The organism is Pseudomonas sp. NPDC086581, assembly GCF_044746165.1.
In the GTDB taxonomy this organism is placed as follows: Bacteria; Pseudomonadota; Gammaproteobacteria; order Pseudomonadales; family Pseudomonadaceae; genus Pseudomonas.
On record NZ_JBIVBR010000004.1, the window covers coordinates 295,259 to 318,586 of the forward strand.

Below are 23,328 nucleotides of genomic sequence, written 5' to 3' on the forward strand. Positions count from 1 at the left end.
AATAAGATTCTTACTTGCGATATTTGGTTGGGAATTATCTTGAATGAAGAAAGTTTCCTACATGCAGTTCTTCAAGGTATTAGATTTAGAAATTATCAAATAACTTATTTGATAATTTAAATGTTTTTATATAAATGAGAGATTGATCGTTAAACCCTGTCTTCCGACGAGCGGTATCGAAGCTTTCGCCAAGCTTTCAATTCCAGTAAATATGGGCCTTTCAGCCATTTTTCGATTGTAGAGCCGACGCTTTTACACATAGAGTTACAAATAAATCATCCATCCAGTGCTGCCTGCCGCGGATGGGGATCAGCGATTTCCCTTTAGGGAAGTCCCCGTGTAACAGCCCTGAGTGATGTTCTTATGGCCTCGAACAAATCCAAAGCCAAAGCCGTCTTCCGTGTGGTGAGTGGCAACTTCCTCGAGATGTATGACTTCATGGTGTATGGCTTCTATGCCACTGCCATTGCCAAGACCTTCTTTCCCGGCGATGACCCCTTCGCCTCCCTGATGCTGTCGCTGGCGACCTTCGGCGCCGGCTTCCTGATGCGCCCGCTCGGCGCCATCTTCCTCGGCGCCTATATCGACCGCCACGGCCGCCGCCAGGGGTTGATCATCACCCTCGGCCTGATGGCCATGGGCACCCTGCTGATCGCCTTCGTCCCAGGCTACGCCACGCTCGGTGTGGCGGCGCCACTGCTGGTGCTGTTCGGCCGGCTACTGCAGGGTTTCTCCGCTGGCGTGGAGCTGGGCGGCGTGTCGGTGTACTTGGCGGAAATCGCCACTCCCGGCAAGCGCGGCTTCTTCGTCAGCTGGCAGTCGGCGAGCCAACAGGTCGCGGTGGTCTTTGCCGGCCTGCTGGGCGTGATCCTCAACCACTGGCTGAGCCCGCAGGACATGGGCGAGTGGGGCTGGCGCGTGCCCTTCTTCGTCGGCTGCGTGATCGTCCCGGCGCTGTTCATCATCCGCCGGTCGCTGGAAGAAACCCCCGAGTTCCAGCAGCGCAAGCATCGTCCGACCCTGAGCCAGGTGCTGCGCTCCATCGGCCAGAACTTCGGCCTGGTGCTGGCCGGTACCGCCATGGTGGTGATGACCACCGTGTCCTTCTACCTGATCACCGCCTATACCCCGACCTTCGGCAAGAACGAGCTGCACTTGTCGGACTTCGACAGCCTGCTGGTGACCATGTGCGTGGGCCTGTCCAACTTCATCTGGTTGCCGCTGATGGGCGCGGTGTCCGACCGTATCGGGCGCAAGCCGCTGTTGCTGGCAGCCACCGTGCTGGCGCTGGTCACCGCGTACCCGATGCTGTCTTGGCTGGTGGCCGAGCCGAGCTTCGCGCGCCTGCTTGAAGTGGAGCTGTGGCTGTCCTTCCTCTATGGCAGCTACAACGGCGCCATGGTCGTCGCGCTCACCGAGGTCATGCCGGCGGACGTGCGCACCACCGGCTTCTCCCTGGCGTACAGCCTGGCGACCGCGACATTCGGCGGCTTCACCCCGGCAGTCTGCACCTGGCTTATCCACACCCTGGACAATAAAGCCGCGCCCGGCATCTGGCTCAGTGGTGCAGCGGCCCTCGGCCTGCTCGCCACTCTGGTGCTCTTCCGCAAGGGCGCCCGCGTACGCCCCGGGGCCCTGGCTGCCAGCACCTGAGGCCAGCTGCGACGTTCTGCCCCAGTACGGTTCCGGGCGGCATTGACCCAAGTCAGGCTCGCCCGGCACCGGCGGTAGAAGGATAGGGTCATCCCAATCCCTCTTCGCCAGCGGAGAACGCGTCATGATGACCCACACCACCGCCGAGCTCGCAGCCCTCGGGGCTGTTGGCGCCGATCACTGGATAGAAACTCTCGACGACGGCAGCCATGTGCTGATCCGCCCGTTGCGCGCGGAAGATCGTGAGCGCGAGCGCCTGTTCCTCGAACGCCTGTCCCCCATGACCCGCAAATTCCGCTTCCATGGCGAAGTGAAGATCGACGACAAGCTGCTCGATCGCCTCATGGACGTCGACTACCAGACCACCATGGCCTTCATCGCCCTGACCCATGTAGATGGTGAACTGCGCGAAGTCGGCATCAGCCGTTACGCGGCTGTGGATAACCAGCAGTGCGAATGCGCGGTGACCGTCGCCGACGAGTTCAAGCAACTGGGCCTGGGTCTTGCGCTCATGCGCCATCTGATCGACGTGGCCAAGCGCAATGGTTTCCACCAGATGTACTCGATCGACTCATCCATGGACCGCGACATGCGTGACATGGCGCGCGAGCTGGGCTTCCGCGCCCAGGTCGACCCGGATGATTCCTGCCAGGTCATTCGCCGCCTCGCACTCTGAAGCCTGAAGGCGTTCCGACGGGGTTTCAGCCCCGTCGGCGCCACAGCGCCAGCCCCAGCAGTAGCGTCAGCAACAATGCGCCCAGCGCCGCCAATGGATAGACCATGTCGTCATCCAGCAGCGGCTTCTCAATGCGCAGATAACCCTCGTCCTTGAACAACTGCTTCGCCACGTCGCTGGCGTGGGCCAGGCTGACCTTTGCCAGGCGCTTGTCCTCGTCGGGGAACTTGCCGTCGTCGAAGTCCGCCAGCGCGCCCCAGTAGTAATCCGCCAGAGTCGAATTGCCCGGTGTGCTCCAGGCCAGTTGTGCACGCGCCACGCGTTGGATGCGGGCGAAGCGCTGCGGATCGAGGCCCTCGTGGCGGATTTTCTCCACCAGATCCCTCAAGGCCGTTTGCGCCTCCTTCTGTTCATCGCGCTCGACATTCGCGTTGAGGCTCATGAAGCCTTGATTGGACCACGCGGTACGTTCGCTCCAGGGGCCGTAGGACAACTCGCGGCGTACGCGCAGCTCGGTGTAGAGCGCATCGTTCAGGTAGGCCTGCAGCAGGTCCAGCGTGGCGCCATCGGCATCCTCTGGTTCGGGGAATATCCAGTGCAGGACCGCGCTTTCGCCGAACAACCCGGTGGTCAGGCTGCGCTGGCGCTCGGCGCCGCTCTTCATCTGCGGCAGATCGCGGCGTTCGGGCGTGTCGTGATCCACCAGGGCGCCGTAGGTGCGGCCTAGGTAAACCGGCAGGCGCGGGTCGAGATCTCCGACGATGATCAGGGTCATGTTGCTGGGGACGTACCAGTCCTTGCGCAGCTGCTCCAGCTGGGCCTGGGTGAGGTTATCCACAGGCGCGCGCTCGTCGCAGGACAGCCCCAGTTCCACGGCCAATTGTTCCTGGCCGGCGCGGCTGACGTTCTGGTGATCCAGCCAGCGCTGCAGGTGCGAATAATGGCCGCCATCCTCGCGCACCAGCACCTGTTTGGCGGAATCGATCTTGCGCTGGTCGAGCTGGGTGCGGGTGATGATTTCCAGCAGCAGGTCCAGCACCTGGCGCTGAGTGGCGGCGGGGGATTCGACGACGAATGCGGTGTCGCCCTCGCTGGTGTAGGCGTTCCACTGTCCGCCCAGCGCTTGCATGCGCGCTTCCAGATCAGCCTCGTCGCCGCCGTCCAGGCCGCTGAAGAACAGGTGCTCCATCAGGTGCGGAAGCTGTCGGTCGCGGCAGCTGAAATCACTGAAGCCGACGCCGACGATCAGGCGGATCGAAACGTGGCCTTTCTCGCGGGTGGGTTTGAACAGCACGCCCATGCCGTTCACCAACTGGTAGGCCTCGACCGTCTGTCGCTGGTCCGCATGGGACCAGACGCTGAGCAGCAGGGACAGCAGGGGGACGAACAACCAACGCATGAGCCGTGTGCCTTGACGCAAAGCCGTGAGGATAGCGGATTGACCGGCGCGAACCCACCGCGTTCAACCTTTGTCGGGTGGCACCTTCGGTCACGCACCCTGGCTTGCAAGGTCACTGTCGCTGTCGAACCACGACACTACGCTCAGATCATCTAACCTCAGTGATGGACCCGTTGTTCGTTCCGCGTGGAGCGATCTGGAGGCTACATGCGTGTCCTGGTTACCGGCGCCGCGGGAATTCTCGGGCAGAGCCTGCTCAACGAGCTTGCCGTCCAGCATCTGGACTGGACGCTCATTGCCGCCGACATGCAGCGCATCAAGTCCCAAGGACTGCGGCCGAACATCGAGCCGGTAACGCTGGACCTGAGCGTGGCCGCCAATACGCGGGCCTGCGTGGAGCACTGGAAGCCCGATGCGATCGTCCATTTGGCCGCCGTCGTGAATCCGCCGCGGGAGATGACGCCGCAAAAGCGCCATGCCATCGAGGTTGGCGGCACCCGTGCGCTGATCGAAGCAGCGCGGGATACCGGCGTACAACAGTTGATAGTCACCAGTTCCGGCGCCGCCTACGGCTTCCACCGTGACAACGCCGAATGGATCGACGAATCGCATCCGCTGCGCGGCCATCCCCACCTGCTCCACGCCCGCTGCAAGCAGGAAATCGAGCAACTGCTGGCCAACGCGCGGGAGCGTTATCCACAGCTCAAGCAGCTGATTCTTCGCCCTGGCACCATACTCGGCCGGCGTGTGCATAACCCGCTGGCCGAGTTGTTTGCGCGACCCACACTGGTGGGGGTCCTGGGACATCGCAGCCGCTTCGTGTTCATCTGGGACCAAGACGTGGTGAACGTGATCCGCCAGGGTCTGGAACGCGGCAGCGAGGGCATCTACAACCTCGCCGGCGACGGCGCTTTGTCCATGCGCGAGATAGCCGGCCTGCTCAACAAACCCTACCGGCCCATGCCGGCAAGCCTGATGCGCGTGGGGTTGGGGCTCCTCAAGCCGCTGGGGCTGTCGCGCTTCGGGCCCGAACAAGTGGACTACCTGCGCTACCGGCCGGTGCTGGATAACCGCCGGCTGAAGGAAGAATTCGGTTACGAACCGCGCTACTCGAGCCGCGAGGCGTTCTTGGCCTATCTTGCCGCGCGTGGCCCGAACGGCTGATACCGGCCTTGTGGAAAACCTGTAGACAAATCTGTTGAAAAGCCTGTGATCCACCCTCTGGAGTCAGCCCCCGGAAGGGCTATCAGTTCGCCGACTGGCGCCGCCGCTGGCGGTACTCGCCCGGCGTCAGCCCCGTCCAGTGGCGAAAAGCACGGAAGAACACGCTGGGCTCGGAATACCCGAGCAGGGCGGCGATGTCCGTGGCCGGCAGGTTGCCTTCCCCCAGGTAGCGCTCCGCCAGTTGCCGCCGGGTATCGGCCAGCAGCTGCTGATAGCTGCTGCCTTCCTCCGCCAGCCGGCGCTGCAGCGTGCGTTCGCTCAGGCCCAGTTCGCTGGCCACGGCGGCACGGCCGGGTTCGCCGCGGGTTAGCTGCTCGCCGAGCAGGGCGACCACCCGGCCGCTGACGCTGGCGCTGGGCAGGCGAGCGAGGAGGCCTTCGGCGTGCTGGCGCAGCAGGTCGCGCAGCGACGGGTTGGCTTGCGGCAGCGGAGCGTCGATGAGCGCTCGGGGTAGGCCTAGGGCGTAGTCCGTTGCGTCGAATTGCAGAGGGCAGTCGAAGGCCTTTTCGTACTCTGCGAGGCTTTCCGGCTGGTGGTGCATGAAACGACAGCCGGCCAGTTGCAGGCCGCTGAGCAGGGCGCGCAGCTGCCGCGACCAGAACCCCAGCAGCGCCAGCGCGCGAGCGCGGGTGGCCGGGGGTTCCGGGTTCAGTGGGCGGTAACTGACCCAGATGATCTCGGCCTGGGCCTCGATGGTTACCTGGCCGCCTTCGCCCACCAGGCGCTGGTAGCGCATGGCCGATTCGAGGGCGTCACCCATCGTGGTGCTCGACTGCAGGAGGTAGCCCAGTGCACTGAAGGATGCCGGCGATAGCGCACGGCCCATGGCTAGGCCGGGTTCGTCATGCTTCAGGTCGGTCTGGATCACCTGCCACATGCGCTCTTGCAGCGCGAAGTCGATGCGCGCGTCCGGATCGCTCAGCTGGGATTCCTGAATGCCGCTGGCGGCGAGCAGGGCGTCGCGGTTCAGGCCGAGACGCACAGCCGCCAGCAGGATGGCCTGGGTCAGACTGGCGCTGACCGAGGGCGGGTGTTGGGATTGAGTGCATGCTTCCATGGCGGCGGATTCTGCCCGAACCCTGGGCGTCGTGATATCAGGACTTTGCAGGGGCTCGCGAAGGTTCCGACGGAACATTCGCACAAGCCCCCCGGCCATCAACCCGTCGCGCTGGAGCCGGGCGAAGCCGGCCGCTGGTGATCCTGTACCGCCTCGACTTCGCGTTCGACGAAGTCGTCGTCTTCCACAGGTTCGCCGATTGCCGAACTGCTGGCATCGGGGTTGTCCAGAACAGCATAGGCGATGGCGCAGAACAGCGAGTTCAAGCGCTTCATGTCGCTGATCAGGTCAAGGTGCAGCGAGCTGGTCTCGATGCTCTGTACTACCTGCTGGCGCAGGCGGTCGACGTGAGAGTGGGCGAAGCGCCGTTCCTGCAGGCGGAAGCGCTGCTTGGCGCGGCGCAGGCGCTTGGCGCCTTCCTGGTCGCCATTGAGGAACACCGAGAGAGACAGGCGCAGGTTGGCCACCAGTTGGCCGTGCAGCACGGTGATCTCCTCCAGACCGTTGTCGGAGAAGGAGCGGCTGCGCGAAGTCTTCTTGTCCTGCACGGCACCAAGCATGTGCTCGATGATGTCGCCGGCCTGCTCAAGGTTGATCGCCAGCTCGATGATCTCCGCCCAGCGGCGGCTGTCGGCTTCGCTCAGGTCCTCGCGGGGCATGCGCGCCAGGTAGAGCTTGATCGCGGTGTAGAGGGCGTCGACATCGTCGTCCTGCTTGCGGATCTCTTTGCCCAGCAGCGGGTCGCCGCTGTGGATAACCTGCATCAGATTGTTCAGCATGTGCTCGACGATATCGCCCATACGCAGGGTTTCGCGCACCGCGTTGACCAGCGCCAGACTCGGCGTGTCCAGCGCCGCGGGGTCGAGGTGGCGGGGGCGCACGGTGTCTTCCGGGGAATGGCGGTCGGGCATGATGCGCGTGCAGAACGCCGCCATCTGCCCGGTCAGCGGCAGACAGGCGAGGCAGCGGGTGGCGTTGTAGAGCACATGGAACGCGATCACCAACTCAGCGGTGCTGAACTGCCAGTGGTCGATCCACCCGGCCAGAGGGCCCACCAGCGGCAGCACCAGGGCGCAGCCGGCAACCTTGAACAGCAGGCTGCCCAGCGCTACACGGCGACCGGCCGCGTTCTGCGAGGAGGCGCTGATCATCGCCAGGATGCCGCTGCCCAGGTTGGCGCCGACCACCAGGCACAGCGCCACCTTCAGGGAGATCACCTTGGAGGCCGCCAGGGTCGCGGTGAGCAGCACGGCGGCCAGGCTGGAGTAGGAAATCATCGCGAACAGCGCGCCCGTCAAGGCGTCCAGCATCACGTCGCCGGTGAGGCTGGAGAACAGCACCTTCACGCCCTTGGCCTGGGTCATGGGCTCGGCGGCGGCAACGATCAGCTGCAAGGCGAGGATGATCAGCCCCAGGCCGATGAACACCCGGCCGATCTGGCCGAGGCGCGTCTGCTTGCGGCCGAGGAAGAAGATCACCCCGAAGAAGATCAGCAGCGGCGACAGCCAGGACAGGTCCAGGGTCAGCACCCGCGCCATCAGCGCCGTGCCGACGTCGGCGCCGAGCATGATCGCCAGCGCTGGCGCCAGGGCCATCAGCCCGGTGGCGACGAAGGAGGTGGCCAGCAGCGCCGTGGCGTTGCTGCTCTGCACCAGGGCGGTGACGCCGATGCCGGCGGCGAAGGCCAGCGGGCGCTTTTCCACGCTGCGGCTGAGGATTTTTCGCAGGTTACTGCCGTAGACCCTGAGGATGCCGGTGCGGACGATATGTGTGCCCCACACCAACAGGGCAACGGCAGAGAGCAGATCGAGCAATTTGAGCATGTCGGGCCCCCTCGCACTCAAGCGGGCCCGTGGGCGGTGCGTCCGTCAACGGACCCTGTAACGACCTCGCCCGCGGCTCCGTACAGACAGCGCGGAGGGCCGAGAAGGACACGGCAACGCTCAGGCGATTGTCACAAGACTGTCATGGTAGACCCCCGTTCTTCCTTGAGGGTTCGCCAAATCTCTGATTTGCCGGCAATCCTGTCTGTCAGTAAAGCCGATCAAAAGCGGATGCGAGCGCCTTTGCATCGGTTATTTCGCACGGAATGGCGAGCGGTAATGTCTAGACTGCCTGTCCACTTGCTGAAAGAAACACACCAAGGGTCGAGGAGTAGTCCCATGCGTTGGTCGTTCCCCCTCCTGATTGCGCTGGCGGTTACCGGTTGTGGCGACAAGTCGGCGTTGCCATTCACCGCCGGTACCGGGCCGCAACCGCAGCTGCCGGAACCGCAGAGCAGCCTGCTGCCTACCGTCAACATCGCCAATGCCACCGGCTGGCCTGCCGACCAGAAACCGCGTGCGGCCGAAGGCCTGGAAGTGCAGCGCTTCGCCGACAAGCTCGAACACCCGCGCTGGCTTTACGTGCTGCCCAACGGCGACGTGCTGGTGGCGGAAAGCTCGGCGCCGCCCAGGGAAGAGTCCGGGGGACTGAAGGACTGGGTCGCCGGCAAGGTGATGGAGAAGGCCGGCGCCAACGTACCTAGCGCCAACCGCATCACCCTGCTGCGCGATGCCGATGGCGACGGCGTGCCGGAGCAGCGCAGCGTGCTGCTCGAGGGTTTGTTCTCGCCCTTCGGCATGGCCCTTGTGGATAACTGGCTGTACGTCGCCAATGCCGACGCGGTGGTGCGTTTCCCCTACAAGACCGGCGAGACGACGATCAGCGCCAAGGCCGAGAAGGTCGTCGACCTGCCGGGCGGGCCGATCAACCACCACTGGACCAAGAACATCCTTGCCAGCCCTGACGGCCATTACCTCTACGCCACCGTCGGCTCCAACAGCAACGTCGGCGAGAACGGCCTGGATGCGGAGAAGAACCGCGCGGCGATCCTGCAGATCGACCTGTCCAACCGCAACGTGCGGGTGTTCGCCTCCGGCCTGCGCAACCCCAACGGGCTGGATTGGGAGCCCAACAGCGGCGCCCTGTGGACAGCCGTCAACGAACGCGACGAACTGGGCAACGACCTGGTGCCCGACTACATGACCTCGGTGAAGGATGGCGGCTTCTACGGCTGGCCCTGGAGTTATTACGGCCAGCATGTGGATAAACGCGTTGAGCCGCCGCGCCCGGACAGGGTGGCGGAGGCGCTGGTGCCGGATTACGCCCTCGGCGCGCACACCGCTTCCCTAGGCCTTGCCTTCTATCAGGGCAGCCTGCTGCCGGAGCGCTATCGTGGCGGGGTATTTATCGGCCAGCACGGCTCGTGGAACCGCAAGCCGCGCAGCGGCTACCAGGTGGTGTTCATCCCCTTCGGCGGCGGCAAGCCCAACGGCCAGCCGGTGACGGTGCTGGACGGCTTCATCAACGATAACGACGAAGCCATGGGCCGGCCGGTCGGCGTCGCTGTGGATAAGTTCGGCGGCCTGCTGGTGGCCGACGATGTGGGTAACACCGTCTGGCGCCTGCGCCCGGCGACCCTGAAGTGAATCGACAAGGAGAAAGCATGGCGATTGCCCGGCGTATTGCCCTGATGACCTTGCTGCTGGCGCTGGGCGCCTGCAGCAGCCTGTTCGGCACGCGCGACCCGCTGAACATCGATCTGGTCGGCCTGGAGCCGGCCACCGGGCAGGGCATGGAAGCGCGCTTCACGGTCAAGCTGCGGGTGCAGAACCCCAACGACCAGGCCATCGACTACAACGGCATCGCCCTGGACCTGTCGGTGAACGGCCAGCCGTTGGCCAGCGGGGTGAGCGACGCCAGCGGGCAGGTGCCGCGCTTCGGCGAAACAGTGATCAGCGTGCCGGTGAGCATCTCGGCCTTTTCCGCCTTCCGCCAGGCCTGGGGCCTGTCCGGCGGGCCGCCGCGCCAGGGCATGCCCTACGAGATCAACGGCAAGCTGGCGGGTGGCCTGTTCGGCACGGTGCGCTTCAACGACAAGGGCGTGCTGAACTGGCCGGAGCCGGTCGCACGCCCTTGACGTCGAGCTGCTGTGGATAAGCCGGGCTGTGGATAGCCCGGCTTTTTATTGCCCGGCTGTTATTCACCGCCGGTGGATAACACTTGTGAATTACTGCCCCGGAATGTCCTTGCGCAGTTTCACCGGGTCTTCCTTCTTGCCGCGCGCGGTGCGCATGCGGATGTTCAGCGCTTCCACCGCCAGCGAGAAGGCCATGGCGAAGTAGACATAGCCCTTGGGCACGTGGACTTCGAAGGCTTCGGCGATCAGCACGGTGCCGACCACGATGAGGAACGACAGCGCCAGCATCTTCAGCGACGGGTGCTTGTCGATGAAGTCGCTGATGGCGCCGGCCGCCAGCATCATCACCAGCACCGCGACAACGATCGCCGCGACCATCACCGGCACGTTGGAGACCATGCCCACGGCGGTGATCACCGAGTCCAGCGAGAACACGATGTCGATGATGGCGATCTGGATGATGGTGCCGATGAAGCCGCCCATCACGCTCTTGGGTTCGCCCTCGGTTTCGTCCTCGCCTTCCAGGCCGTGGAAGATCTCGCTGCTGCTTTTCCACAGGAGGAACAGACCGCCGAAAAACAGGATCAGGTCGCGCCCGGAGATGCCCTGGCCGAACACTTCGAACAGGTCCGCGGTGAGGCGCATGACCCAGGTGATCGAGAGCAGCAGCAGGATGCGCGTGACCATTGCCAGCGCCAGCCCGAAGAAGCGCGTGCGCGGCTGCATGTGTTTGGGCATGCGGCCGACCAGGATGGAAATCATGATGATGTTGTCGATGCCCAGGACGATCTCCAGGGCAGTCAGGGTGAAGAACGCAATCCAGATTTCAGGGCTGGTGAGCCATTCCATTTAATCGGTACTCGAAGTCAGTCGTTGAGCTATTCATTTACTGAACAGGGGGAACAGGCCCAGCAGCAGGGCCGCGGCGAGGATCGCCAGGCACACCAGCACGGCCCACTTCAGGGTGAAGCGCTGGTGATCGCCGAAGTCCACCTTGGCCAGCCCCACCAGCAGGTAGGTCGAGGGCACCAGCGGGCTCAGCAAATGTACAGGCTGGCCGACGATGGAGGCGCGGGCCATTTCCACGGGTGTGATGCCGTACTGCGCGGCGGCCTGGGAGAGTACCGGGAGCACGCCGTAGTAGAAAGCATCGTTCGACATGAAGAAGGTGAACGGCATGCTCACCAATGCGGTGATGGCCGCGAGGTACGGTCCCAGGGCGGGCGGAATCACCGCAAGCAGGCTCTTGGACATGGCGTCGACCATGCCCGTTCCGGAAAGAATCCCGGTGAAGACCCCGGCGGCGAAGATCAGCGAGACCACCGCGAGGACGTTCTCGGCGTGAGCGCCGATGCGCTTCTTCTGCTCCATGATGCAGGGATAATTCACGATCATCGCGATACCGAAGGCGATCATGAAGAGAACCGGCATCGGCAGAAGGCCGGTGATCAGGGTGCCCATCAGGGCCACCGTCAGCACGGCGTTGAACCACAGCAGCCGTGGCCGGCGCGCTTCGGGGAACTGCGAGACGCTGACCTCGGCCATGGCCTCGTGGTCGGTGGGCAAGTGCAGTTCGCCCAGGCGGGCACGCTCGCGTTTGCCGTAGACCCAGGCCAGGACGAAGATCGCCGCGATGCCGGCGAGCATGGCCGGGATCATCGGCACGAAGATATCCGCCGGGTCCACGTGCAGCGCGCTGGCCGCGCGCGCGGTCGGGCCGCCCCAGGGAGTCATGTTCAGCACGCCGCTGGAGAGCATGATCAGGCAGGCCATCAGCAGCGGGCTCATGCCCAGCCGGCTGTACAGCGGCAGCACGGCCGCCACGCAGATCATGTAGGTGGTCGAGCCGTCGCCATCCAGCGAGACGATCATCGCCAGCGCGGCGGTGCCCATCGACACTTTCAGCGGGTCGCCCTTGACCAGCCTGAGGATGCGCCGCACCGCCGGGTCGAACAGTCCGGAGTCGATCATGATGGCGAAGTAGAGGATGGCGAACATCAGCATCACACCGGTCGGCGCCAGGGTGCGAATGCCGTCCAGCATCATCGGCCCCAGGCCCTTGGCGAAGCCGCCGAGCAGGGCGAAGGCGATCGGGACCAGGATCAGCGCGATCAGCGCCGACAGACGCTTGGTCATGATCAGGAACATGAAGGTCGCCACCATGGCGAAGGCAAGGAAAGTTAGCATGGGGATAACTCCGGGTCGGCGCGGGGGATTCAGCAGCGGCTGTGGATAAGCACGCGCGGTGCGGACGGAGTCGGGGCGGGTAGGGACAGGAAGCGGGGCATGGGCAATCACCGATTGTTGTTTTTGTACGCTGCGCGAGCGCAGGTCCGGCCGGGAGGACCGAGGCGGCGATGCTAGGGGGTCAAGCTTTCAGCAGGCTTTCGTGGGCGATGACCGCTGATCGGAGCGATTTCTGTCGGAGCGTGCCCTGCGCGCGACAGCCTGGCAGCGAATCTTCCCCGTGCTGATTCAGCGGTGCTGGAACGCTTTGGCCGGCGGCTGCCAGTCCATCAGCTCGTTCTCCCGCGCGTCGGCGTTCGCCTTGAGCCAGGCGCTCATGCTTTCGCCAATTGCCTTGCCGTAGAGCCTGTGGGAGTAGATCACCCCCGTGCCCGTGCCGTTCTCCAGCCGGAGGCGGGTGAATACCGCTTCGATGAAGCTCGGTTGCGGGAACACCGCGGCAATGAAATAGACCGCGGGCTGGCTGCCCCGGGCAGGGCTGGCGTCGACCTTGAGGATCATTGCGCCCTGCTGCCTGTAGTTATCCAGCACAGCGTTGGCCACGGCTGCCATCTGCTCGGCGTTCCGGGCCGCCGTGTAGCGGTGCAGGGTGACCATGTCCTGCCATTTCGCCAGGTCCTCCTGGCCTTGTGGCGTGAACTCGTGCTGATCCTCCCGGGACCAGCGATGGAAGTAGTCGGTACCGGCGAAGGTGAATTCCTTCGTCACGCTCGCGGCCCACGACAGAGGAGCAATCAGAGCCAGCAGGATCAGCCAGAGACGCACGGTGTTGCCTCGTCGTGAGAGAAAAACGGTGGCGTCAGCCCAGCTGCCCGACCACGCCAGGATCGCCTGTCTCCATTGTGGATCACCGCGTTGGCGATAGGCGTCCGCCTGGCGAAATTGCCTGCGGGACGGCCGTGGTTGCGATGGAGAGATTTCGATCCGGCCAGCAGACAATTCTCTAGAAGGTTCAGGCGAGCGCCTGGATCAATCCCATCACCACGAGCAGGCTGCCACCTGCCAGCAGCGTCTGCAGGGTAATGATCCCGGCCATCAGCCCGCTCTCGCCGCCGAGCTGGCGGGTCAGCACATAGGCGGTCGGGGCTGTGGGTAAGGCGAAGAACAGCACCAGCAGCGCGCTTTCCAGCGGCGGGAGTGCAAGCAGGCTGGCGATGGCGAAGGCCAGCAGCGGCATGGCCAGCAGGCGGATCGCGCAGTTCCAGCCCAGCGCCGAGGCTTCCGCGCGCAGCTCCTGCGGCTGCAGCGCCGCGCCCACGCAGAGCAGACCCAGCGGCAGGCTGGCCACCGCCAGCAGGTTGAATAGCCGGTCGGTGCCGCCAGGCAGGCCAATCCCCGTTACGTTGAGTACGGCGCCGGCCACGCAGGCGAGGATCAGCGGGTTCTTCACGATGGGCAGCAGCAGCGAGCGCAGGCTGATGCCGCGTTCGGCGGTCAGCGCCCATACCGACATCACGTTCACCGCCGGCACCATCAGCGCCAGCATCAGCGCTGCCAGGGTCAGCCCCGGCTTGCCGTACAGGCTGCCGACGGCGGCGAGACCCAGGTAGGTGTTGAAGCGCAGCACGCCCTGGGCGATGGCGCCGAAGCGCGCGGCGTTCCAGCCGCGCAGGCGTTTGACGATCAGCAGGGCGATCCAGGCGAAGCTCAGGCCGAGCACTACCGCCAGCGCTTGGCGGGCGAGGCCGGGGTCGTTCAGCGGTGCGCTGGCCAGGCTGCTGGCGAGCAGCGCGGGGAACAGGATGAAGTAGTTGAGCCGCTCGGCCGCCGGCCAGAAGGCGTCGCCGGGGAAACCTTTGCGGCGCAACACGAAGCCGGCGACGATCAGCGCGAACAACGGCCAAAGGGCCTGGAACAGAGCGGTCACGGCAACCCCGCGATGGTGGTGGGAGCGGGCATCTTGCCGAGGGCGTGCGGGAAAGGGCAAGGCGTGTGGATAAGTTTCTCACCTTGCCCGGAGCGGTTTTCCACAGTGATCGGCACTGTGGAAAAACTTGTCCACAGGCTCAGCGGCGGAAGCCGCCTCCACCGAAATGGCCCCCGCCGAAATGCCCGCCACCGAAGCCGCCACCGCTCCACTGCCGCTGGGTCTGGTTGAAGCGCTGCTGGCCGATCTGCCGCGACTGGTATTGCTGGTCCAGCTGGCTGCGGACGTTGGCCTGGTTCTGCTGCACCGGTTGCCAGCCGTTGCTGGTGTGCTGCTGCCAGCCGCTGTCGGTGTGCTGGTAGACGTTGCCGTCGTGGCCGGCGTAGACGTCGCCGTTCTTCCAGGCCACGGCGTTGCCAGTGCGCCGGTTGTAGCTGATGCCCTGGTTCTGTTTGTCGTAGCTACTGCGTCCGTCGTCCACGTCGCCGGAGACGCCACGCTCGGCGATAGTAGTGCGGCCGGTTTGGGCGTTGTGGGTAGCGACCTGGCGGCCTGCGACGAAGTCACCGCTGTCGGTATGCGCCGCAACGCCGCTGCGGCCGGCGCCGGAGATGCCGGTGGACGCGTTGGAGAAAGAACCGCGACGGCCTGCGGCGGCATCATCGCTGTACGGGTTGAAGGCGGCCCCGCGGGCGCCTTCGTAGTGCGCACCGGTGCGCGGGTTGTAGCCCACCGCCGAGCTGCCCTGCCATTGGGTGCCGGTCCAGCCGTTGTAGCCGTAAGCGTGGGTCACGGTGCCCTGGCCCCAGCGGCCGTAGAAGTTCGCCTGGTTCACGTTGGCGTAGCTCCAGCCGCCGTGCGGATAGGGGCCCCAGTACGGGCCCCAGTAGGGTTCCGGAGAGCCCCAGTAGGCGCCCGCCGCGTAACCGAAGGCGAAGCCGGTCAGCGCGCCCACGGCAAAGCCTGCGCCGTAGCCGTAGGTCGGCGGATAGCCGTAGTAAACAGTCTGGCTGACATAGGCCGGGTAGGTGTAGCCGGTGCCGTAGACCACCGTGCCGTCGCTGTTCACCACCACGCCCAGGTAGCCGGGCGTGTAGCCCACCACCACGGTCTGCGGGGTAACCGAGTAGATATGCACGTAGGTCACGTAGTACACCGGCGAACTGGGCGGGATGCCGTAGATCGCCGCCGGCACCTCGGTTGCCACCTGCCAGGGCCCGGTGGGGCTGGGGGCAACGAACCAGACGCCGTTGGTGACGGCGAAGAACTGGTTGGGCGCGACCTCGATCACCGGCGTCGGTGTGTTCACCGCGTATTGCAGGCTGGTGCCGCTGATGGGCTGGAAGCTGGGCGCGCCATCGTAGCTGACCTTCATGGTCGCCTTGCTGCGCGAGACCGAGGCCGTCTGTGGGATGCTCGCGGCGATGGCCGCTTCCTTGGCCTGCGGAGTACCGGGCACCGATACCAGCACGTTGGCCTTCGGGTCCTTGGGCGAGATTTTCGCGAAGTCAGAGGGCAGGTCCTTGCCCTCTACAAACTGCCACGGCCCCTTCTCGCCGGGGCCGCTGAACCAGCGACCGGAGAGCAGCACGTACCAGGTGTTGTGGGTCGGATCGACGAACACCGCGTGATCGGCGTTCTGCATTGTCAGCAGGCTGACGCCATCCACCGGCTGCATTTGCGCAGTGCCGTCGCTGACGATCAGTTCTGTGGGCCGGGTCGCCACCAGGATCGCCGGCGCCTTGCCTGGCACCTTGCCGTCCTTTGGCAGCAGGGCGTCCACCGGGCCGGCTTTTTCCGCCACCTGCTGCGCATTCAGGAGCGCCTTGGGCGGTTGGCTCAGGACCAGCCAGCTGCCGTCCAGCGCCTGGGCCGTGTACCAGTTGCCAGCGGCGTTGAGGTAGTGGTTGCTCTGGGCGTCGCGCAGGATCAGCACGCGGCTGTTGAGTACGCGCTGGAAGTCGCTGCTCGGTAGGGCCTGCCAGTTCGGCTGGCCATCGATCATCACCAGCACGGTCGGCGTCGCGGCGAAGACGATCTGCGGTGCGTCGTTCTTCACTTCCACATGGCGCAGCTGGTCGAGCTGCTGGTTCACCGCATAGCTGGCCTGCAACTCATCGAGAGAAACGGTCAGGCCGTCCTTGGGTAGGCGCGCCACCAGCGCGTCGCGCACCTTGCCGGCGCTGTCCGGGGCGGTGGGAACTTCCACCTTGTCGATGCGCAAGTCGGTGAGCTGCACCAGCCCGCTGGCCTTGTCGATGGCGGCGGCGGCGGAGAACTGCGCCACGCCGAAGGTCGGAGCGCCGTTGGCGGGCCCGATGGCGATGGCCGCGCGGCCACTCATGCGGGTGCCGTCCCAGCCTTCGATCTGTGGCTGGAAGATCTGCACGTGCTGCTCGCCCACGGCGAAGTCGCGCGGCCATTTCAATTCGGTGACGGCGGGGGCCTGGGGATCGGCGGAGAACGCAAGAGCGGGATGCAGCGACAGTCCGATGGCGAGCGCCAGGGCCGATAGAACGGGACGTAAAGCCATGTTGGAAACCTTCCTTGAGAAGAGCTGCGATCAACGATAGTGCAGCGCGGAACACCCCGCGCGCGGGTCCGCTCTTCCCTGCGCCATGCTGGTGCAAATTCGCCGGCAAGGCAGCTTTTTCTTATGGCGCAACGACATATTTAATAATTTTCCGAGCCTCCCGCTTCGGCGACCATCGGTCTGTCAGACATGTCGCGAGACAAAGCCTTCAGACGCTGAGCCATAGAGCTCGATGCCGCGCATGTCCCGGTTTTACCGGCCTTCTGGCCACTGCCGCAGTAAATCAACAAAAAAGCCAAACGGCTGTGGGAGTGCTTCATGATCAAGTCCTTGCTCGTGCGTTCCATCGCGTGTTCCGCCCTGGCTCTCGCCGCCGTTTCTGGCGCGCAGGCCGGCACCCTGTCCATCGGTCATACCACCTGGGTCGGCTACGGCACCTTGTACCTCGCCCGCGACCTGGGCTACTTCAAGGAACAGGGGCTGGACCTGCAGCTGACCACCATCGAGGAAGCCTCGATGTACATGGCAGCCCAGGCTTCCGGCCAGCTCTCCGGCTCGGCCTCCACCATCGACGAAATCCTCAAGTACCGCCCGAAGTTCTGCTTCAAGGCCGTGGCCGCGCTGGACGACAGCCATGGCGGTGACGGCGTGTTGGTCGGCAAGGACGTCACCTCGCTGGCCCAGCTCAAGGGCCAGGAAGTGGCGGTCAACGAAGGCTCCGTCTCGCAATTCTGGCTGGCTTATCTGCTCAAGCACGCCGGCATGAGCATGAGCGACGTCAAGGTGCAGAACATGACCGCCGATGACGCTGCCAGCGCCTTCATCGCCGGCCGCGTGCCCGCCGCCGTGACCTGGGAGCCGCACCTCTCGCTGGTTCGCGAGAAGCAGCAGGGCAAGGTGCTGGTGGACAGCTCCACCACTCCCGGCGTGATCGTCGACGTGGTCGCCCTCAACTGCGACGTCATCGAGAAGCAGCCCGAGGACGTGAAGGCCCTGGTGAAAGGCCTGTACAAGGCCGTGCAGTACACCAAAGAGCACCCGGACGAGGCCTACGCGATCATGGCCAAGGGCGTCGGCGGCTACCTCTCCGATCCCAAGGCCCTGGCAGACGCTGCCAAGGGCGTGCGCTTCTACGACAAGGCGATGAGCGAGCAGCTCATTGGCACCCCCGGCAAGCCCGGCGACATCAAGGGTTTGATCCGTCTCGCCAACGAGACCTGGAGCGGCCTGCAGGGCAAACGCCTGGAAGTCAGCTACGACGACCTGGTCGACCCGCGCTTCGTTTCCGAGTAACCGTCTCACTCTTGTCCCCGCGGGCGGCCTGGCGCCGCTCGCCTGGAGGAATCCGCGATGCCTCGTCGTTCGCAATCCTGGCTCAGCCGTTGCCTGACGCCCAAGGTCGACCTGCCGTTGAAGCTGGTCTGGTCTGCCGGTACCTTGTGCTGGCTGCTCGTGTTCGGCCTGTGGGCCGGGCTTTCCTACGGCGGTGTGGTGCCGGCGATGTTCCTGCCCACCCCGGATGCGGTGCTCGCGGCCGGCGTGCGCCTGGCCAGTGACGGCACCCTCGCCACCCACGTGATGGCCAGCGTCAAGGTGGTGATGATCGGCTTCATCATCTCCTCGCTGGTGGCCGTGCCACTGGGGCTGCTGATGGGCAGCTTCCGCATCGTCCAGGCCTTCCTCGAACCGCTGGTGAACTTCATCCGTTACCTGCCGGTGACCTCCTTCGTACCGCTGTTCATCCTGTGGATCGGCATCGGCCTGGAACAGCGCGTCACCGTGATCATCTTCGGCGTGTTCTTCCAGCAACTGGTGATGATCGCCGACGTCTCCCGCGGCGTCGCCAAGGACCTGGTCAACGCCTCCTACACCCTGGGTTGCAACCGCCGCGATGTGGTTCTCCACGTACTCGGCCCGGCCTCGCTGCCCGGCGTACTCGACACCCTGCGCGTGACCATGGGCTGGGCCTGGACCTACCTGGTGGTTGCCGAACTGGTCGCGGCCTCCAGCGGCCTGGGCTACATCAGCCTCAAGGCCATGCGCGGCTTCCAGGTCGACGTGATCTTCCTGGCGATCGCCATCATCGGCCTGCTGGGCCTGATCACCGATCAACTGTTCCGATTCATCCGACTGAAGGTGGCGTCATGGGCGCAGTAGCGATCAAGCAGGAAGAACCAGCCGTGACCGGTCAGCAACCCGCCACACCGCCCCGCCTGCGGGTCGAGAACGTCAGCCTGCGCTATCGCACGCCTGAGGGCGGCACCTTCAGCGCGCTGGAGAACGTCTCCTTCGAGGTGCCGGACCAGCAGTTCGCCGTCATCGTCGGCCCATCGGGCTGCGGCAAGTCGAGCCTGCTCTACCTCACCGCCGGCCTGGCCGAGCCTACCGAGGGCGATATCTACGTCGGCGGCCAACTGGTCGACGGCCCCGGCGCCGACCGCGGCATGGTGTTCCAGAGCTACACCCTGTTCCCCTGGCTCACCGTGCGGCAGAACGTCGAGTTCGGCCTGAAGCGCCGCGGCATGCCGGCAGCCGAGCGCCGCGAGATCGTCGACTACTACCTCGACGAAGTCGGCCTGCGCCGTTTCGAGAACAACTACCCCAAGCAGCTCTCCGGCGGAATGATGCAGCGCGTGGCAATCGCCCGCGCGCTGGCCAACGACCCGCAGATCCTGCTGATGGACGAGCCCTTCGGCGCCCTCGACAGCCAGACCCGCATGCAGATGCAGCAACTGCTGCTGCGCGTGTGGGACCACAGCAAGAAGACCGTGGTGTTCGTCACCCACGACATCGACGAGGCCATCCTGCTGGGCGACCGCGTCTACGTCATGGGCGCGCGCCCGGGGCGCATCAAACGCATCCTCGACGTGCCCATCGAGCGCCCGCGCTCGCTGGACATGGTCATGGACCGCCGGTTCATCGAGATGAAGCGCGAAATCCTCGGGCTGTTGCACGACGATCTGGAAGAGGCTCATTGAAAGCTCGACGCCGCTCTCCCTCACCCCAGCCCTGTCTCTGAAGAGGGGGCCCCTACGGAGCCTGGCTATCGCTGTAGTTAGCCGGCGAGCGCGGTGCTTTTCGTAGGAGCGAGCTTGCTCGCGAACCGCCCAACGCCGGACCTGCCGGTGAGTTTGTTCGCGAGCAAGCTCGCTCCTACAGGTTGGGTGCTGCGGCGGGGTGTGAGCTTGCCCCTCAACCATTCACGCAACACTCCAAAGGGAGCCCCCATGTCCTCCTCCAACGATTCCACCTACGACTACCTCATCGTCGGCGCCGGTTCCGCCGGCTGCGTGCTGGCCAACCGCCTGAGCGCCGATCCGGCCGTGCGCGTCTGCCTGCTGGAAGCCGGCGGCAGCGACGCCAGCCCGCGCGTGCAGACCCCGGCCGGCACCATCACGCTGTACAAGAGCAAGGTGTTCAGCTGGAACTTCTACTCCGCGCCGCAGCAGCGCCTGAAAAACCGTTCGCTGCATTGCCCGCGTGGCAAGGCCCTGGGTGGCTCCAGCTCGATGAACAGCATGATCTACATCCGCGGCCACGCCTCCGACTACGACCGCTGGGAAGCCGAAGGCTGCCCCGGCTGGGGCTGGAAGGACGTGTTGCCGTTCTTCAAGAAATCCGAACGCAACCTGCTTGGCCAGGACCCGGCGCTGCACGGCACTCTCGGTGAGCTGGTGGTGGACAAGCCGCGCGACCCCAACCCGCTGTCGCACCTGTTCATCAAGGCTGCCGAACACCTCGGCCTGCGCCGCAACGATGACTTCAACGGCCGCGAATTCGAGGGCGTGGGCATCTACAACGTGACCCAGAAGGACGCCAAGCGCCTGAGCAGCTATCGCGCCTTCGTCGCGCCGCTGCAGCGCCCCAACCTCACCGTGCTGACCGACCGCCAGGTGGGCCGCCTGCTGCTCGAAGGCGAGCGCGTCACCGGCCTCGAACTGCGCAGCGGCGAGCGCCTGCTGGCGCGCCGCGAGGTGATCCTCTGCGCCGGTTCCCTCGGCTCGCCGCAAATCCTGCTGGCTTCCGGCATCGGGCCGGGTGAAGAGTTGAAAGCCGCTGGCATCCCGGTGAAACACGACCTGCCGGGCGTGGGCAAGAACCTCCAGGACCACCTCGACGGCCTGGTCACCGTGCGCTCGCCGAGCCCGCTGAGCCTGGGCTTCTCCCTCGGCTCGCTGCCGCAGATCCTGCTCTCGCCGTTCAAGTACCTGCTGGCGAAGAAGGGCTGGCTGACCACCAACTACGTCGAGGCTGGTGGCTTCGCCCGTACGCCGCTGGCCGATTCGCTGGCCGACGTGCAGTTCCACTTCGTGCCCGGTTACCGCAGCCACCGTGGCCGCCTGTTCGAGTGGGGCCATGGCTACGCCGTACACACCTGCGTGCTGCGCCCCAAGAGCATCGGCGAGCTGCGCGTGAAGCCGGGTGGCGATATCGAGATCGACTACAACTTCCTCGCCAACGAGGAGGATGGGCGCGTGCTGGTGGAAGGCGTGAAGCTGGCGCGCAAGATCCTCGCCCAGCCGGAGTTCGACAGGATTCGCGGCACCGAGATGCTCCCCGGCCCGCAGGTGCAGACCGACGAGCAACTGATGGAACACCTGCGCGAATACGCCGCCACCGTGTTCCACCCGGTGGGCACCTGCAAGATGGGTGAAGACCCACTGGCGGTGGTCGACCTGCGCCTGCGCGTGCACGGCCTCAAAGGCCTGCGCGTGGTGGATGCGTCGATCATGCCGACGCTGATCAGCGGCAACACCAACGCGCCCTGCATCATGCTCGGCGAGCGCGCGGCGGCGATGATCCTGGAGGACAGCCGCATCTCCTCCACCGTTCCCGCCCGCGCCGTCCCGGCTTGATCTTGTAGGAGCGGGCCATGCCCGCGATCGCGCGCATGGCCCGCTCCTGCAGGTCGCCCACATCCGTAGGATGGGTATCGCTTCGCTCCACGCCATCCTACGGTGTGCCACAGGCGTGCTCCTGTGGATAACCGCCCTTACAGCCCCAGCTCGCTGAGCGACGGATGATCGTCCGGCCTGCGGCCCTGCGGCCAATGGAACAGGCGCTCGTCCTCGCTGATCGGCAGGTCGTTGATGCTGGCATGGCGCTCGAACATCAGGCCGTTCTCGTCGAACGCCCAGTTCTCGTTGCCGTAGGAGCGGAACCAGTTGCCCGAGTCGTCGTGCCATTCGTAGGCGAAGCGCACGGCAATGCGGTTGTCGGTGAACGCCCAGAGCTCCTTGATCAGCCGGTACTGCTGCTCGCGCACCCACTTGGCGGTGAGGAACTGGACGATCTGCTCGCGGCCCTGGACGAAGGTCGCGCGGTTGCGCCAGCGGCTCTCCGGCGTATAGGCCAGCGACACGTGGTGAGGATCGCGGCTGTTCCAGCCGTCCTCGGCGAGGCGGACTTTCTGGATCGCGGTATCGCGGGTGAACGGCGGCAGAGGGGGACGGGCTTCGCTCATGGTGGGTCTCCAGGGCAGTGAGGGTTTGAACCTGATCTCCATACTCCGCCCGACCCCGAGTGAGGTAAATGACGGCAATCCCACAGATATTGCCAATCTCGTTCGCGGCTCCCTGTAGGAGCGCGCCATGCCCGCGATCGCGCGCATGGCGCGCTCCTACAAGTTTTCAGGCCCTGGCCACTGCCTTGCGCAACCCCACCCGATCCTGGCTCGGGCACACGCCGAACTTCGTCCGGTAGCTGCGCGACAGATACGAGGGGGTCTCGAAGCCGCAGGCCACGCCGATCTCCAGCACACTCATGTCGGTCTGGCGCAGCAGCTGGCGCGCCTTGTCCAGGCGCAGGCCGAGGTAGAAGTTCGATGGCGTGTCGTTCAGGTGCAGGCGGAACAGGCGTTCGAGCTGGCGGCGGGTCACCTGGATGCGCTCGGCCAGCTCCAGCGTCGACAGCGGCGGCTCGGTGTGGCGCTCCATCTCTCCGATCACCTGCACCAGCTTGCGGTTGCTCACCCCGTAGCGGCTGGCGACCTGCAAACGCTGGTGATCCTGGCGGGGACGGATGCGCCCGACCACGAATTGCTCCGACACCTGCACCGCCAGTTCCGGCCCGTGGGCCTGGGCGATCAGGTCGAGCATCAGGTCGATGGACGCGGTGCCGCCGGCGGAGGTGATGCGCGGCCCGTCGATCTCGAACAGTTCCTGGGTCGCCTGCACCTGTGGATAAGTCTCCCGGAAGGCATCCAGCGCCTCCCAGTGCACCGTGCAGCGCTGGCGCTGCAGCAGGCCGGCCTCGGCCAGCACGAAGCTGCCGGTGTCGATGCCGCCCAGGGTCACGCCGTCGCGGTCCAGGCGCTTGAGCCAGTGCAGCAGTGCCGGGGTGCAGGCGCGCAGCGGTTCGAAGCCGGCCACTACCAGCAGCGTGTCGCCTTCGCGCAAGGCCTCCAGGCCGCTGTCGGCGTTCATCGACATGCCGTTGCTGGCGAGCACCGGCCCGCCATCCAGGCTCATCAGGTGCCAGCGGTACAGCTCGCCGCGAAAACGGTTGGCCACCCGCAGTGGCTCCACCGCGGAGACGAAGCCCATCACGGAAAAACCGGGCAGCAGCAGGAACCAGAAGTCTTGGGACATGGCGGGCACCGTGCGATGGGAGGGCGGCGTCGTGGCAGCCTGCCCTTGCTTATGAACCATGGATGTCGCCCTGGCAATCGGGGAGGTCGCTGCTGTGCAAGAGCTGGTCGCCGCTGTGCGA

At 65.3% G+C, this 23,328-nt stretch carries 20 protein-coding genes; 9 read left to right on the plus strand and 11 right to left on the minus strand.

Annotation, left to right across the window (positions count from 1 at the left end):
• Positions 1 to 363 precede the first annotated feature (363 nt).
• Together ACIPK7_RS11145 and ACIPK7_RS11150 are read left to right on the plus strand one after the other, a co-directional pair.
• Complete coding sequence (locus ACIPK7_RS11145; protein ID WP_401087704.1) at positions 364 to 1,653, plus strand: MFS transporter; 1,290 nt, start codon at positions 364 to 366, stop codon at positions 1,651 to 1,653.
• Positions 1,654 to 1,777: 124 nt separating this feature from the next.
• Positions 1,778 to 2,329: a GNAT family N-acetyltransferase gene (locus ACIPK7_RS11150; RefSeq protein ID WP_081519008.1), complete on the plus strand. Its 552-nt coding sequence runs from the start codon at positions 1,778 to 1,780 to the stop codon at positions 2,327 to 2,329.
• 25 nt (positions 2,330 to 2,354) lie between these two features.
• Here the strand turns inward: ACIPK7_RS11150 and ACIPK7_RS11155 are convergent, their stop codons facing one another.
• Positions 2,355 to 3,728 (minus strand): pitrilysin family protein, encoded by a 1,374-nt coding sequence (locus ACIPK7_RS11155; RefSeq protein WP_192435715.1) that lies wholly within the window; start codon positions 3,726 to 3,728, stop codon positions 2,355 to 2,357.
• 207 nt (positions 3,729 to 3,935) lie between these two features.
• On the opposite strand from ACIPK7_RS11155, the gene ACIPK7_RS11160 reads away from it, so the two are divergent.
• On the plus strand, positions 3,936 to 4,892 hold the full coding sequence (locus tag ACIPK7_RS11160) for an NAD-dependent epimerase/dehydratase family protein (RefSeq protein ID WP_138213481.1): 957 nt from the start codon (positions 3,936 to 3,938) through the stop codon (positions 4,890 to 4,892).
• An 82-nt stretch (positions 4,893 to 4,974) separates the two neighbouring features.
• Here the strand turns inward: ACIPK7_RS11160 and ACIPK7_RS11165 are convergent, their stop codons facing one another.
• Both ACIPK7_RS11165 and ACIPK7_RS11170 read right to left on the minus strand, forming a co-directional pair.
• Positions 4,975 to 6,009 carry an AraC family transcriptional regulator gene (locus tag ACIPK7_RS11165; protein WP_192435716.1) on the minus strand — a complete coding sequence of 345 codons (1,035 nt, stop codon included), beginning with the start codon at positions 6,007 to 6,009 and terminating at the stop codon, positions 4,975 to 4,977.
• Positions 6,010 to 6,107: 98 nt separating this feature from the next.
• Entirely contained in the window at positions 6,108 to 7,832 is a 1,725-nt protein-coding gene (locus ACIPK7_RS11170) for a Na/Pi cotransporter family protein (protein ID WP_192435717.1), read from the minus strand.
• A 339-nt stretch (positions 7,833 to 8,171) separates the two neighbouring features.
• Between ACIPK7_RS11170 and ACIPK7_RS11175 the strand changes: the two genes are divergently transcribed.
• Positions 8,172 to 9,479: a PQQ-dependent sugar dehydrogenase gene (locus ACIPK7_RS11175; protein WP_401087707.1), complete on the plus strand. Its 1,308-nt coding sequence runs from the start codon at positions 8,172 to 8,174 to the stop codon at positions 9,477 to 9,479.
• 17 nt (positions 9,480 to 9,496) lie between these two features.
• The gene (locus ACIPK7_RS11180; protein WP_081519014.1) at positions 9,497 to 9,970 is read left to right on the plus strand and encodes an LEA type 2 family protein; all 474 of its coding nucleotides are present in this window, start codon (positions 9,497 to 9,499) and stop codon (positions 9,968 to 9,970) included.
• 90 nt (positions 9,971 to 10,060) lie between these two features.
• On the opposite strand, the gene ACIPK7_RS11185 is transcribed toward ACIPK7_RS11180, so the two are convergent.
• The 6 genes from ACIPK7_RS11185 to ACIPK7_RS11210 form a co-directional block, all read right to left on the minus strand.
• Positions 10,061 to 10,819: a TerC family protein gene (locus ACIPK7_RS11185; RefSeq protein ID WP_081519015.1), complete on the minus strand. Its 759-nt coding sequence runs from the start codon at positions 10,817 to 10,819 to the stop codon at positions 10,061 to 10,063.
• Between the two features lie 33 nt (positions 10,820 to 10,852).
• The gene (locus ACIPK7_RS11190) at positions 10,853 to 12,157 is read right to left on the minus strand and encodes a CitMHS family transporter (protein ID WP_401087710.1); all 1,305 of its coding nucleotides are present in this window, start codon (positions 12,155 to 12,157) and stop codon (positions 10,853 to 10,855) included.
• Between the two features lie 288 nt (positions 12,158 to 12,445).
• Positions 12,446 to 12,982: a hypothetical protein gene (locus tag ACIPK7_RS11195; RefSeq protein WP_225615036.1), complete on the minus strand. Its 537-nt coding sequence runs from the start codon at positions 12,980 to 12,982 to the stop codon at positions 12,446 to 12,448.
• 187 nt (positions 12,983 to 13,169) lie between these two features.
• A complete protein-coding gene (locus ACIPK7_RS11200) occupies positions 13,170 to 14,144 on the minus strand; it encodes an AEC family transporter (RefSeq protein WP_192435721.1) in 975 nt (324 codons plus the stop codon).
• 79 nt (positions 14,145 to 14,223) lie between these two features.
• Positions 14,224 to 16,617, minus strand: coding sequence for a carbohydrate-binding family V/XII (locus tag ACIPK7_RS11205; protein ID WP_192435722.1), 2,394 nt, complete (start codon positions 16,615 to 16,617; stop codon positions 14,224 to 14,226).
• 140 nt (positions 16,618 to 16,757) lie between these two features.
• A complete protein-coding gene (locus ACIPK7_RS11210) occupies positions 16,758 to 16,937 on the minus strand; it encodes a hypothetical protein (RefSeq protein ID WP_139791602.1) in 180 nt (59 codons plus the stop codon).
• Here ACIPK7_RS11210 and ACIPK7_RS11215 point away from each other — a divergent pair.
• From ACIPK7_RS11215 to ACIPK7_RS11230, 4 genes are all read left to right on the plus strand, one after another.
• The gene (locus tag ACIPK7_RS11215) at positions 16,936 to 17,910 is read left to right on the plus strand and encodes an ABC transporter substrate-binding protein (protein ID WP_192435723.1); all 975 of its coding nucleotides are present in this window, start codon (positions 16,936 to 16,938) and stop codon (positions 17,908 to 17,910) included. The genes ACIPK7_RS11210 and ACIPK7_RS11215 overlap by 2 nt on opposite strands.
• Positions 17,911 to 17,967: 57 nt before the next feature.
• A complete protein-coding gene (locus tag ACIPK7_RS11220) occupies positions 17,968 to 18,774 on the plus strand; it encodes an ABC transporter permease (protein WP_024764976.1) in 807 nt (268 codons plus the stop codon).
• Positions 18,762 to 19,595, plus strand: a complete 834-nt coding sequence (locus ACIPK7_RS11225; RefSeq protein ID WP_401087713.1) for an ABC transporter ATP-binding protein — start codon at positions 18,762 to 18,764, stop codon at positions 19,593 to 19,595. The genes ACIPK7_RS11220 and ACIPK7_RS11225 overlap by 13 nt, the downstream gene beginning before the upstream one ends.
• Positions 19,596 to 19,844: 249 nt before the next feature.
• Positions 19,845 to 21,473 carry a GMC family oxidoreductase gene (locus ACIPK7_RS11230; protein WP_401087715.1) on the plus strand — a complete coding sequence of 543 codons (1,629 nt, stop codon included), beginning with the start codon at positions 19,845 to 19,847 and terminating at the stop codon, positions 21,471 to 21,473.
• Between the two features lie 137 nt (positions 21,474 to 21,610).
• Here the strand turns inward: ACIPK7_RS11230 and ACIPK7_RS11235 are convergent, their stop codons facing one another.
• Both ACIPK7_RS11235 and ACIPK7_RS11240 read right to left on the minus strand, forming a co-directional pair.
• On the minus strand, positions 21,611 to 22,081 hold the full coding sequence (locus tag ACIPK7_RS11235) for a DUF1348 family protein (RefSeq protein ID WP_401087717.1): 471 nt from the start codon (positions 22,079 to 22,081) through the stop codon (positions 21,611 to 21,613).
• A 166-nt stretch (positions 22,082 to 22,247) separates the two neighbouring features.
• Positions 22,248 to 23,207 (minus strand): GlxA family transcriptional regulator, encoded by a 960-nt coding sequence (locus tag ACIPK7_RS11240; protein WP_401087719.1) that lies wholly within the window; start codon positions 23,205 to 23,207, stop codon positions 22,248 to 22,250.
• Positions 23,208 to 23,328: the final 121 nt, after the last annotated feature.

Excerpts from the sequence above, each read along its gene's own strand:
- ACIPK7_RS11145 (WP_401087704.1), top strand. The coding sequence starts at position 364 with ATGGCCTCGAACAAATCCAAAGCCAAAGCCGTCTTCCGTGTGGTGAGT.
- ACIPK7_RS11150 (WP_081519008.1), top strand. The coding sequence starts at position 1,778 with ATGATGACCCACACCACCGCCGAGCTCGCAGCCCTCGGGGCTGTTGGC.
- ACIPK7_RS11155 (WP_192435715.1), bottom strand. The coding sequence starts at position 3,728 with ATGCGTTGGTTGTTCGTCCCCCTGCTGTCCCTGCTGCTCAGCGTCTGG.
- ACIPK7_RS11160 (WP_138213481.1), top strand. The coding sequence starts at position 3,936 with ATGCGTGTCCTGGTTACCGGCGCCGCGGGAATTCTCGGGCAGAGCCTG.
- ACIPK7_RS11165 (WP_192435716.1), bottom strand. The coding sequence starts at position 6,009 with ATGGAAGCATGCACTCAATCCCAACACCCGCCCTCGGTCAGCGCCAGT.
- ACIPK7_RS11170 (WP_192435717.1), bottom strand. The coding sequence starts at position 7,832 with ATGCTCAAATTGCTCGATCTGCTCTCTGCCGTTGCCCTGTTGGTGTGG.
- ACIPK7_RS11175 (WP_401087707.1), top strand. The coding sequence starts at position 8,172 with ATGCGTTGGTCGTTCCCCCTCCTGATTGCGCTGGCGGTTACCGGTTGT.
- ACIPK7_RS11180 (WP_081519014.1), top strand. The coding sequence starts at position 9,497 with ATGGCGATTGCCCGGCGTATTGCCCTGATGACCTTGCTGCTGGCGCTG.
- ACIPK7_RS11185 (WP_081519015.1), bottom strand. The coding sequence starts at position 10,819 with ATGGAATGGCTCACCAGCCCTGAAATCTGGATTGCGTTCTTCACCCTG.
- ACIPK7_RS11190 (WP_401087710.1), bottom strand. The coding sequence starts at position 12,157 with ATGCTAACTTTCCTTGCCTTCGCCATGGTGGCGACCTTCATGTTCCTG.
- ACIPK7_RS11205 (WP_192435722.1), bottom strand. The coding sequence starts at position 16,617 with ATGGCTTTACGTCCCGTTCTATCGGCCCTGGCGCTCGCCATCGGACTG.
- ACIPK7_RS11215 (WP_192435723.1), top strand. The coding sequence starts at position 16,936 with ATGATCAAGTCCTTGCTCGTGCGTTCCATCGCGTGTTCCGCCCTGGCT.
- ACIPK7_RS11210 (WP_139791602.1), bottom strand. The coding sequence starts at position 16,937 with ATGAAGCACTCCCACAGCCGTTTGGCTTTTTTGTTGATTTACTGCGGC.
- ACIPK7_RS11220 (WP_024764976.1), top strand. The coding sequence starts at position 17,968 with ATGCCTCGTCGTTCGCAATCCTGGCTCAGCCGTTGCCTGACGCCCAAG.
- ACIPK7_RS11225 (WP_401087713.1), top strand. The coding sequence starts at position 18,762 with ATGGGCGCAGTAGCGATCAAGCAGGAAGAACCAGCCGTGACCGGTCAG.
- ACIPK7_RS11230 (WP_401087715.1), top strand. The coding sequence starts at position 19,845 with ATGTCCTCCTCCAACGATTCCACCTACGACTACCTCATCGTCGGCGCC.
- ACIPK7_RS11235 (WP_401087717.1), bottom strand. The coding sequence starts at position 22,081 with ATGAGCGAAGCCCGTCCCCCTCTGCCGCCGTTCACCCGCGATACCGCG.
- ACIPK7_RS11240 (WP_401087719.1), bottom strand. The coding sequence starts at position 23,207 with ATGTCCCAAGACTTCTGGTTCCTGCTGCTGCCCGGTTTTTCCGTGATG.